Source organism: Kitasatospora sp. NPDC015120, assembly GCF_043080305.1.
Taxonomy (GTDB): Bacteria; Actinomycetota; Actinomycetes; order Streptomycetales; family Streptomycetaceae; genus Kitasatospora.
In genome coordinates, this window is record NZ_JBIBVJ010000008.1 from 282,494 (window position 1) to 293,915 (window position 11,422).

An 11,422-nucleotide genomic window follows, 5' to 3' on the forward strand; every position below is an offset into this window, starting at 1 on the left:
GCGCGATGACGGATCAGCAGACGACCACCGCGCCCACGCCGCTGACCAGGGCGCTGGACACGGTCCGCAAGCTGCGGGCGCAGCTGGACGCCGCGAGCGGCACCGGCCCGCTGGCCGTGGTCGGCATCGGCCTGCGGCTGCCGGGCGGCATCGCCGACCTGGACGGCTACTGGTCGGCGCTGGCCGCCGGCCGGGACCTGGTGGGCCCGCTGCCCGCCGGGCGGCGCGGGCCGTTCGCCGCCGAGTGGGAGCGGCTGCCGCACACCGGCGGGTTCCTGGACGAGGTGATGGACTTCGACGCGGAGTTCTTCGGCATGGGCGCCGAGGAGGCCCGCGGCACCGATCCGCAGCAGCGGCTGCTGCTGGAGGTCGCCTGGGAGGCGCTGGAGAACGCGGCGCTCCCGCCGGACCGACTGGACGCCGCCCGCACCGGGCTGTTCGTCGGGGTCACCGGGCAGGAGTACTGGGACTGGCACAGCGGGGAGCTGGACACCCACTGGGCGGGCGGCAACGGCCACTGCTTCACGGTCGGGCGGGTCGCGTACGCGCTGGGGCTGGCCGGTCCGGCCATCACGGTGGACACCGCCTGTTCGTCCTCGCTGGTCTCGGTGCACCTGGCGCGCCAGGCGCTGGCCCGCCGGGAGTGCGACGTGGCGCTGGCCGGCGGGGTGAACCTGGTGCTGTCGCCGCGGGCGACCCGGCTGCACCAGCTGGCGGGCACGCTCTCGCCGGACGGGCGGTGCAGCCCGTTCGACGCCCGGGCGAACGGCTTCACCCGGGGCGAGGGCTGCGGTGTGCTGGTCCTCAAGCGGCTGGAGGACGCCCGGCGCGACGGCGACCGGGTGCACGCGGTGGTGCACGGCTCGGCGGTGAACCAGACCGGCCGTTCGACCGGGTTCACGGCGCCCAACGTGCTGTCGGAGGTCGCGCTGACCGAGGCGGTGCTGGCGGACGCGGGGCTGGCCCCCGCGGACATCGGCCTGGTGGAGGCGCACGGGACGGGCACCTCGCTCGGGGACACCATCGAGATGGAGGCGATCGCCGCCGCGCTGGGCCGGCGCAACGGCGGGGCCGAGCTGGCGGTCGGCTCGGTGAAGGGCAATCTGGGGCACCCGGAGTCGGCGGCCGGGGTGATCGGGCTGGTGAAGGCGGTGCTGTGCCTGCGGCGGCGCGAGGTGCCGCCGCTGGCCAACTTCGCCACCCTCAACCCGCTGATCGACCTGGAGGGCACCGGCATCACCCTGCCGACGGCGCTGCGGCCGTGGCCGCGGGGCGCCGGGCGGCACGCGCTGGTCAGCGCCTTCGGCATGGGCGGCACCAATGCCCAGGTGGTCCTCGGCGCGGCCGAGGAGCAGGACGGCGGCGCGGCGCCGGCGGGGCCGGTCGACGGCTTCGAGCTGTCCGCCCGCACCCCGGAGGCGCTGCGGGCGCTGGCGGGCGCCCTGCACGAGCGGCTCACCGGGCTGGCGGACGCCGACTATCCGGCGTTCGCGTACACGGTCGCCGCCGGGCGGGCCCGGCACCGGCTGCGGGCGCGGATCACGGCCGGAGACCGGGGCGCCGCGCTGCGGGCCCTGCAGGGGCTCGCCGGGGGCGGTTCGGCGTCCGGGGTGGAGCTCTCCGAGCGCGAGCAGGGCGGCGACGGCGCTCCCGACGGGGCGGCGGCGCTGCCGCGGGCCGTGCTGGACCTGCCGCACTACCCGTGGCAGCGCCGCCGGTACGCGCCGGAGCCGGCCGGCCCGTCCGCGACCGCGCCCGTGTCCGCGCCCGTGCCGCCTCCGGCGGCCGGGGCGCCCGCGGAGGGCCGGCACGCCCTGTTCGCCCTGGAGTGGGCCCCCGCCGGGGACGGAGCCGAGGAGGCCCCGGCCGGCGCCCCCGGCCGGTGGCTGCTGTTCGCCGACCGCACGGGCGTCGGCGACGCGCTGGCCGCCGAGCTGACGGCCCGGCACGGCAGCGTGGTGACCGTCACTCCCGGCGAGCGGTCCCGGCGGCTGGACGCGCTGCGCCACGAGCTCGACCCGCGCCGCCCGGAGGACCTCACCGCCCTGCTCAAGGAGCTGCGCACCGCGGGCGACGAGCCGTGGGCCGGGGTGGTCCACGCGTGGGGCCTGGACGCCCCCGGCCCTCGGTCGGACGGGCCCGCGCCGTTCCCGCTCACCGAGGAGCGCGAACGCGCCGTGCGCCCGGCGCTCCAGCTGCTCCGGGAGCTGGCCGAGGAGGGCCTGCCCGGCGCCCCGCGCCTCGCGCTGCTGACCCGCGGCGCACAGCGGGTCAGCGAGCGCGACCCGGCTCCCGACCCGGCCCAGGCGCTGCTGCGCGGCGCGGCCGCGGCCGCGCCCGGCACGCCCCACCCGCTGGTCGTCGACCTCGACCCGGACCCGGGCCGCGACGACCCCGCCCGGCTGCTGGACGTGCTGCTGCGCCCCGCCGGGGAGCCGGCCGCCGCGCTGCGCGGCCCGGCCCGCTACGTGCCGGTGCGGGTGCCGCAGGACTCCGCGGACGGCACCGAACCCGGTTGGCAGCGGCGGCCGTTCGACCCGGAGCTGGACACCAACCACCGGATCCTGGCGGTGCGGCCCGGCCTCCTGGAGAGCCTGACGCCGACCCGCTGGGAGCGGACCGCGCCCGGCCCGGGCCAGGTGGAGATCGAGATCGCGGCGGCCGGGCTGAACTTCAGCGACGTGCTCAAGGCGATGGGCGCCTATCCGGGCGCCGCCGGGAGCGTCCCGCTGGGCGTCGAGTGCGCCGGGCGGGTCAGCACGGTCGGCGCGGGCGTCGACCGCTTCCGGCCCGGCGACCGGGTGATGGCCGTGGTGCCGTCCGCGCTGGCGGCGTACGCCACCACCGAGGCGCACCTGGTGGCGCCGCGGCCGGCCGCGCTGGACGACGAGCAGGCGGCGGCCGTCCCGGTCGCCTTCCTGACCGCCGTCTACGGGCTCGACCACCTGGCCCGGCTGCGGTCGGGCGAGACGGTGCTGATCCACTCGGCGAGCGGCGGGGTGGGCCTGGCCGCGCTGGCGGTGGCCCGGCGCCGCGGGGCCCGGGTGTTCGCCACCGCCGGGACGCCGGACAAGCGCCGCTTCCTGCGCGAACTGAGCGGGGTGGAGCGGGTGATGGACTCGCGCTCGACGGCCTTCGCCGACGAGGTCGCCGAGGCGACCGCCGGGCGCGGGGTCGATGTGGTGCTCAACTCGCTGACCGGGGAGGCGCTGCGGCGCGGGCTGGCGCTGCTGGCGCCGGGCGGGCGGTTCGTCGAGCTGGGCAAGCGCGACATCTTCGACGACAACCCGATCGGCCTCGGCCACCTCAAGGGCAACCGGGCGCTGTTCGCGGTCGACCTCGACCACACCTTCCACGCGCAGCCGGAGCTGCTCGCCGAGCTGTTCGCGGAGGTGGTGAGGGGCTTCGACAGCGGGGAGTTCGGTCCGCTGCCGGTCACCGCCCGCCCGTTCGGCGAGGCGCGGGAGGCGTTCGCCGCCATGGCGCAGGCCCGGCACCTCGGGAAACTGGTGCTGCGCCCGCAGCCGGCGCCGGAGATCGCGGTGCCGCCGAGCCCCGCGGTCGTCCGGGCGGACCGGGCCGGCTACCTGGTGACCGGCGGGACGACGCCCGCCGCGCTGGCCGCCGCCGGACGGCTGGCGGAGCTGGGCGCGCGCCGGATCGCGCTGCTCCGCTCCCCCGGCGCCGACGCCGCCCGGGCCGCCGAGGCGGCGGCCGGACTGCGCGCCCGGGGTGTGGAGGTGGCGCTGCCGGTCGCGGACCTGGCGCGGCCCGGGGAGGCCGGCGCGCTGCTGGCCGGCCTGGACGTGGCCGGGGTGGTGCACGTCGCGAGCGCCCCGGAGGACGGCGCCGGCGAGGACGACCCGACGGGCGCCCCGGCGGCCCGGGCCGCCGAGGCCTGGCAGCTCCACCTCGCCACGGCCGAACGCGCGCTGGACTTCTTCGTGCTGTGCGACCCGGCCACCGGGGCCGGGCGCGACACCGCCCTCGGCGCCTGCCTGGACGCGCTCGCCGCGCACCGCCGGGCGCTGGGGCTGCCGGCACTGAGCGTCGACGGCGAGGGCCTCGGCTCACTGGCCCGGCTGCTGGGCAGCCCGGCGACGATCGTCCGGGCCTCGGCGGCCGGCGACGGCGCCCCGGCCGCGGACTCCGACGGCGGGGAGGCGGTCCGCCGCCGGCTGCTGGAGGTCGAACCGGGCCGGCGCCGACGCGCCGTGCTGGTGCGGCACTGCCGGGAGCTGGCCGCCCGGGTGCTCGACGGGCCCGGCGCGGACGCCGCCGCGATCGACAGCTCGGCACCGCTGGCCGGTCTCGGCTTCGACTCCATGCGCACCCTGGAGCTGCGCACCCGGCTGGAGCTGTCGCTCGGTGTGCCGCTGCCCGCCACGCTCGGCTGGCAGTACCCGACGCTGGACGCGCTGGTGCCCTTCCTCGCCGAGCGGATGGGCATCCCGCTGGAGGCCGCCGCCCCGGCCGGGGCGAGCCGGCCCGCGGCCGCCCCGCCCGCGGCCGTCCGGGAGAGCGCCGGGGCGGCGGCCGCCGTGCGGGAGAACGCCGCCCCCGTCGACCTCGACGGGCTCTCGGAGAGCGAGCTCGAAGCGCTCCTCCTCGCCAAGACCGAGCAGTTCGACGCCGCTGCCGATGCCGATGCCGATCCGACCGACCGGGGACAGGGACGATGACCACCAGCGACGACACCACCCGGCCCGCCACGCCCGACGACCGGTCCGCGTCGATGACGGCGATGAAGCGCGCCTATCTGACGATGGAACGGATGCAGCAGCGGATCGACGCCCACGAGCGGGCGCGGACCGAACCGATCGCCATCATCGGCGCCGGCTGCCGCTTCCCCGGCGGCGTGGGCGACCCGGACTCCTACTGGGACCTGCTCACCGCCGGTACCGACGCGATCGGCGAGATCCCGCCCGACCGCTGGGACGTCGAGGCGCTGTACGACGAGCGGCCGCGCACCCCCGGCAAGCACAGCACCCGCTGGGGCGGCTTCCTGGACCGGATCGACCGCTTCGACCACGAGTTCTTCGGCATCTCCCGCCGCGAGGCCGTCTCCATGGACCCGCAGCAGCGCCTGGTGCTGGAAGTCGCCTGGGAGGCCCTGGAGGACGCGGGGCAGGCTCCGCACGCGCTGGCCGGCAGCCGCACCGGGGTGTTCCTCGGCATCTGCAGCAACGACTACGCGGGGCTGCTGTTCCGCGAGCCCGCCGACATCACCGCCCACGCCAGCACCGGCGTCGCCCACAGCATCGCCAGCGGCCGGCTCTCCTACCTGCTGGACCTGCGCGGCCCGAGCGTCTCGGTCGACACCGCCTGCTCCTCCTCGCTGGTCGCCGTGCACCAGGCCTGCCAGAACCTGCGTCTGGGCGAGTGCGACCTGGCGATGGCCGGCGGGGTCAACGCGGTGGTCTCCCCCGACGCGGCGATCTCCTTCTCGCAGTTCCCGGAGATGCTCGCCGACGACGGCCGCTGCAAGACCTTCGACGCGGCGGCCAACGGCTTCGTCCGCAGCGAGGGCTGCGGCGTGGTGGTGCTCAAGCGCCTCTCCGACGCCGAGCGCGACGGCGACCGGGTGCTCGCGGTGATCCGCGGCTCGGCCGTCAACCAGGACGGCCGCAGCTCCGGGCTGACCGCGCCGAACGGGGCGGCCCAGCGCGAGGTGTTCCGCCACGCCCTGGCCGCCGCCGGCATCGGCCCGGACCGGCTCGGGTACATCGAGACCCACGGCGCCGGCACCAAGCTGGGCGACCCGATCGAGGTGGCGGCGCTGGCCGAGGTCTACGGCCGCGAGGAGGGCGAGCCGCTCTACCTGGGCGCGGTGAAGACCAACCTCGGCCATCTGGAGGCGGCGGCCGGGATCGCCGGGCTGATCAAGGCCGCGCTCTGCGTGGAGCGCGGGCTGATCCCGGCGAACCTGCACTTCGGCGAGCTGAATCCGCACATCTCCTTCGACGGGACCACCTTCGCCGTGCCCACCGCGCTCACCCCGTGGCCGGCCGGCGCGGGGCCCCGGACGGCGGGTGTGAGCAGCTTCGGCTTCAGCGGCACCAACGCCCACCTGATCGTGGAGCAGGCGCCCGGGCGCCCGGCGGCGGAGCCGGACGACGCCCGCCCGCTGTCGGTGCTGGCCCTGTCGGCGAAGAGCGGCGGCGCGCTGCTCAAGCTCGCCCGCCGCTACCAGGACCGGCTGGCGGCGGCCGGCCCGCTGGACGCGCCCGACCTCTGCTTCTCCGCCAACACCGGCCGCTCGCACTTCCCGCACCGGCTCGCCGCGGTGGGCGCCTCCGCCGGGGAACTCGCCGACCGGCTGGCGGACTTCGTGCGCGACGACGCCGGGGAGGGACTGCTGCTGGGCACCGCCCGGGACGGCGGGCCGGGCACGGCCGCCGATCCGGTCTACCTGTTCACCGGCCAGGGACCTCAACGCGCCGGGATGGCCCGGCAGTTGTTCGAGACCCAGCCGTCCTTCCGGCGCACCCTGGAGCAGTGCGACGAGATCCTGCGGGACGTCCTGCCGGCGCCGCTGCTCTCCGCCGTGTACCCGGCCTCGGAGGCGGACGGCGAGCTGATCAACACCATGGAGTTCGCCCAGCCCGGCCTGTTCGCCGTGGAGTACGCGCTGGCCGAGCTGTGGCGCTCGTGGGGCGTGGAGCCGGCCGCCGTGGTCGGGCACAGCCTCGGCGAGTACACCGCCGCCTGCTTCGCGGGCGCGATGCCGCTGGAGGACGGCCTGCGGCTGGTCGCCGAGCGCGGCCGGCTGCTCCAGCGGCTCGCCGACGCCGGGGCGATGGCCGCGATCTCCGCCCCGGCGGAGGAGGTCGCCGCGGAGGTCGCCCGCCATGACGCCGCACTGGTGGCGGTGGCCGCGGTCAACGGCCCGGCGAACACCACCGTCTCGGGGGTGCGCGAGGTGGTCGAGGCGGTCTGCGAGGCGTTCACCGCGCGCGGCGCCGAGGTGCGCCGGCTGCGGATCTCCACCTCCTCGCACTCCCCGCTGGTCGAACCGGTGCTGGAGCCGCTGCGGACCGCGCTGGAGAAGGTCGTCCTCGGCGCCCCGCGGCTGCCGCTGGTGTCCAACCTGACCGGCCGGCTGTGGCCGTGGGACCAGCCGTTGGACACCGCGTACTGGCTGGGCCACGCCCGGCAGCCGGTGCTCTTCGCCGACGGGGTGCGCTCGCTGTACGAGCTGGGCTACCGCACCTTCCTGGAGGTCGGCCCGGCGCCGACCCTGCTGGGCCTGGTCCGCGAGGTGCTGACCGGCGACGACGTGCTGATGCTGCCCAGCCTGCGGCCCAAGTTCGACGACTGGGAGGTCCTGCTGGACAGCCTCGGGCGGCTGTACGTCGAGGGGGCCGAGGTCGACTGGGCCGGATTCGACCGCGACTACGCCCGGGCCCGCACCCCGCTGCCGCACTACCCGTTCGCCGCCACCCGCTGCTGGCACGAGCCGAGCGGCGAGGTCACCGCGGTCCGTCCGCCCCGACCGGGCCGGGCGGACCGCCCGGTCCGCCGGGCCCCCGCGCCCCGCACCGCCGAGCGGCCCCGGCGCGAGCAGCCGGCACCGCTGCCCGGGGCGCCCGGGCGGGCCTCGGCCGGTGCGCTGCCCACGGCCGAGGAGCTGGCACAGGCGCCCGCCGAGCGGCGCGTCGAGACCCTGGTGGCGGGGCTGACCGCCGGGGTGCGCACCGCCCTCGGCTCGCGCGCGGCCACCGTGGACCCCGACGCGCCGCTGTCCGCCCTCGGGCTGGACTCGCTGATGGCCGTGGAACTGCGCAACGAGATCCAGGCCCGGCTGGGCGTCAAGGTGACCGTGGCCGACTTCCTCAAGGGCGCGACCGTGCGCAGCCTGGCCGAGCAGGTGGTCGGCGAGCTGGCCGCCGCCCCGCGCCCCGGGCAGGCCGAGGAGAGCGCGCCGATCCGCCGGGCGGCCCGCGCGGGCGACCGCGACGCCGAGCTGCTCGCCCTGCTGGACCAGGTGACCGGGGAGACGGAGCGTTCCGATGGCTGAGACGGCACCGACCCCCGGGACGGGCGAGACCGCCGGGCCGACCGAGCTCGACCGGCGGCTGGCCGCCCTGACCCCGGAACAGCGGGCCCGCCTGGAGCAGCTGCTCGCCGAGCGGCGGACCGCGGCTCCCGCCGAGGACGTCTTCCCGCTCTCGGTGTTCCAGCAGGGCATGTGGTTCCTGGAGCAGGTCCGCCCCGCCAACCCGGCGTACGTGGTGCCGGGCGCGGTGCGGGTGCGCGGCCCGGTGGACGCCGGGGTGCTGCGCGCGGCGTTCGCCGAGGTGGTCCGCCGGCACGAGGCGCTGCGCACCGGCTTCGGCCTGCGCGAGGGCCGCCCGGTGCAGCTGGTGCGACCGGCGGCGGTGCCGGAGCTGCCGGAGATCGACCTGCGGGACGCCGGGCTGAGCGCGGCCGAGCTGGACGCGCGGATCACCGCGGCGGCGGTCGGCGAGCCGTTCGACCTGGAGACCGGGCCACCGGTGCGGCTGACCCTGCTGCGCACCGGCGAGGACGAGTCGGTGCTCGCCCTGGCGCTGCACCACCTGGTCTCGGACCGCTGGTCGTTCTGGGTGCTGCTGTCCGAACTCGCCGCACTGTACGCGGCGTTCGCCGAGGGCCGGCCCGCGCCGCTGCCGGAGCTCCCGGTGCAGTACGCGGACTTCGCCGTCTGGCAGCGCGAGCAGCAGGAACGGGGCCGCTGGGACGGGCAGTTGGCGTACTGGCGGGAGCGGCTGGCCGGCGCGCCGGCCGCGCTGGAGCTGCCGACGGACCGGCCGCGGCCGGCCGTGCAGGGCTTCCACGGCGGCGCGCTGCCGTTCGAGCTGCCCGAGCCGCTGGTGCGGGAGCTGGCCGCACTCGCCCACCGGCGCGGCGCGACCACCTACATGGCGCTGCTGGCCGTCTTCACCGTGCTGCTCGCCCGCTGGAGCCGGCAGCGCGACGTGGTGGTGGGCGTACCCACGGCGGTCCGTGACCGGCCCGAACTGGAGCCGCTGATCGGCTACTTCGTCAACACCCTGCCGATCCGCACCGAGCTGCACGGCGAGCCGTCGTTCGGCGAGGTGCTGGAGCGGGTCCGCACCGCCTGCCTGGGCGCCTACGAGCACCAGGAGGTGCCGTTCGAGCTGGTGGTCGGGGAGCTGGGCACCGCCCGCGACCTCAGCCGCCCGCCGGTGTACCAGGTGAGCTTCGCCTACGGCCGGGAGGCGGTGCCGGACCTCACCCTGGGCGGTGCACGGCTGGAGCAGGTGCTGGTGCGCAGCGGCGGCGCCCGCTTCGACCTGGAGCTCCAGGCCTTCGACCGGGACGGCGGGCTGAGCGGCTGGTTCGAGTACGACCGCGACCTGTTCGACGAGTCCACCGTCGTCCGGCTGGCCGCGCACTTCCGCCGGCTCGCCGAGCAGGCGGTGGCGGCGCCGGACCGGCCGGTGGACCGGCTCGATCTGCTGACGGAGCGCGAACGGCGGCTCGTCGTCGAGGAGTTCAACGCCACCGCGCGGCCGTGGCCGGCCACGGAGGGCTGGATCCACCAGGCCTTCGAGGAGCGGGCGCGGCAGCACCCGCAGGCGGAGGCGCTGCGCTTCGAGGGGCGGTCGGTCGGTTACCGGGAGCTGGACCGGCGGGCCAACCGGCTGGCGCACCGGCTGCGCGGGCTCGGCGTGGGCCGGGACGTCGTGGTCGGCGTCGGGATGGAGCGCTCGCCCGAGCTGGTGGTGGCGCTGCTGGCGGTGCTCAAGGCGGGCGGCGCGTACCTGCCGCTGGACCCGGAGCTGCCGGCCGCCCGGCTGGAGCACATGGTCCGCGACGCCCGGGTGCCGGTGCTGCTCGCCCAGCGCCGGGTGCTCGCGCGGCTTCCCCGCACCGGCGCCGAGGTGCTGTGCGTCGAGGAGTTCGAGGCCGCGCCGGGCGATGCCCCGGACACCGCCCCGGACGTCGAGGTGGGCGGCGAGGACCTCGCCTACGTCATCTACACCTCGGGCTCCACCGGCCTGCCCAAGGGCGTGATGAACGTGCACGCCGCGATTCGCAACCGGCTGCTGTGGATGCAGGACGCCTACCGGCTGGACGCGGACGACCGGGTGCTGCAGAAGACGCCGTTCTCCTTCGACGTCTCGGTGTGGGAGTTCTTCTGGCCGCTGGCCGCCGGCGCGACGCTCGTGCTGGCCCGCCCGGAGGGCCACCGGGACCCGGGCTACCTGTCCCGGACGATCCGGGCGGAGCGGATCACGACGGTGCACTTCGTGCCGTCCATGCTCCAGGCCTTCCTCCAGGAGCCGGTGGAGGAGTGCACCAGCCTGCGCCGGGTGGTGTGCAGCGGCGAGGCGCTGCCGCGCGACCTCCAGGACCGGTTCCTGGCCCGCAGCGGCGCCCGGCTGTACAACCTGTACGGCCCGACCGAGGCGGCGATCGACGTCACCCACTGGACCTGCGGCCCGGACGACGACCCGCGCCGTCCGGTGCCCATCGGCCGGCCGATCGCCAACACCCGGATCCACGTGCTGGACGGGGCGCTGCGCCCGGTGCCGGTCGGGGTGCCCGGGGAGCTGCACATCGGCGGCCGGGGCCTGGCCCGCGGCTACCTGAACCGCCCGGAGCTGACCGCCGAGCGTTTCGTGCCGGACCCGTTCGACCCGGACCCGGCGGCCCGGCTGTACCGCACCGGGGACCTCGCGCGGTTCCGCGAGGACGGCGCGCTGGAGTTCCTGGGGCGGCTGGACCACCAGGTGAAGCTGCGCGGCCTGCGGATCGAGCTGGGCGAGATCGAGGCGGTGCTGACCGCGCACCCCCGGGTGCGCGAGGCGGTGGTGACGGCCCGGGAGCACCGGGCCGGGGACGTCCGGCTGGTCGCCCATCTGACGGCGGCCGACGGCGCCGTGGCGCCGGGGCCCGCCGAGCTGGCCGCCCATCTGCGCGGACAGCTGCCCGGGTACATGGTGCCCGCCGCGTTCGCGGTGCTGGATGCCCTGCCGCTCACCCCGAGCGGCAAGGTGGACCGCGCCGCGCTGCCGGAACCGGAGCCGGAGGGCGGGCGGGCGCAGGAGCCCTTCGCCGCGCCCGGGACCGGTCTGGAGCGCACCCTCGCCGAGCTCTGGCGCAAGGTGCTGGGGATCGAGCGGGTCGGTGCCCACGACAACTTCTTCGACCTCGGCGGGCACTCCCTGCTGATGGCCGAGCTGCGTTCGCTGCTCGCCTCGGACACCGGGCACCTGGTCTCGATGGTCGAGCTGTTCCAGCACCCGACGGTGGCCTCGCTGGCCGCCCATCTGAACCGGTCCGAGGGGGAGCCGTCCGCGGCCCCCGGACCGGACGCGCGCGAACGCGCGGAACACCGACGCCGGGCCGGTGCCCGGCGGCAACAGGCGGCCGCGCGCCGCGCCCGTTCCTGAGGGACCGATGTGAGAGG

3 protein-coding genes are annotated in these 11,422 nt (G+C 77.1%); all 3 read left to right on the top strand.

Annotated elements, in window-relative coordinates:
- Window positions 1-5 precede the first annotated feature (5 nt).
- Genes ACF1AK_RS21220 through ACF1AK_RS21230 form a run of 3 tightly spaced genes read left to right on the top strand, consistent with a single transcriptional unit; the run spans window position 6 to window position 11,405 of the window.
- Window positions 6-4,682 (top strand): beta-ketoacyl synthase N-terminal-like domain-containing protein, encoded by a 4,677-nt coding sequence (locus tag ACF1AK_RS21220; RefSeq protein WP_391500359.1) that lies wholly within the window; start codon window positions 6-8, stop codon window positions 4,680-4,682.
- Window positions 4,679-8,020: a type I polyketide synthase gene (locus tag ACF1AK_RS21225; protein WP_391500360.1), complete on the top strand. Its 3,342-nt coding sequence runs from the start codon at window positions 4,679-4,681 to the stop codon at window positions 8,018-8,020. Before ACF1AK_RS21220 ends, ACF1AK_RS21225 begins: the two co-directional genes overlap by 4 nt.
- Window positions 8,013-11,405 carry an amino acid adenylation domain-containing protein gene (locus ACF1AK_RS21230; RefSeq protein WP_391500361.1) on the top strand — a complete coding sequence of 1,131 codons (3,393 nt, stop codon included), beginning with the start codon at window positions 8,013-8,015 and terminating at the stop codon, window positions 11,403-11,405. Before ACF1AK_RS21225 ends, ACF1AK_RS21230 begins: the two co-directional genes overlap by 8 nt.
- Window positions 11,406-11,422 lie beyond the last annotated feature (17 nt).